General features: G+C 60.1%; 1 protein-coding gene. It reads left to right on the plus strand.

Going from position 1 to position 268, the window contains the following annotated elements; all coding sequences use genetic code 11:
- On the plus strand, positions 1–222 hold a 222-nt coding region (locus SB765_RS30135), incomplete at its 5' end, for a hypothetical protein (protein WP_410932562.1).
- Between the last annotated feature and the right edge of the window lie 46 nt (positions 223–268).

Raw genomic sequence — 268 nt, forward strand, 5'->3', positions numbered from 1 at the left:
GTGTCGGTGCCCTCGCTTGTTGTCGACAGACTGGAAGCCATAGACGAGATGGGGGCGCTGCCGGCCGCCATCTTGGCGACGTTCGCGCAAGAGGTCGAGCGTGCGGTCGCAGAGGGCCGTGATTCGGTCAATGTGCCCTTGACGCTTGCACTACGGCTTGCTCGGTTGCTACCGCAGGGATATCGGGACGATAACGTTGGCGAAACGCAAAAGGGAAGCTGACAATGGGTAAGATCATCACCGTAGTCAACCAAAAGGGCGGGGTGGG

Source organism: Pseudomonas sp. SIMBA_067, from assembly GCF_046534675.1.
Taxonomy (GTDB): Bacteria; Pseudomonadota; Gammaproteobacteria; order Pseudomonadales; family Pseudomonadaceae; genus Aquipseudomonas; species Aquipseudomonas putida.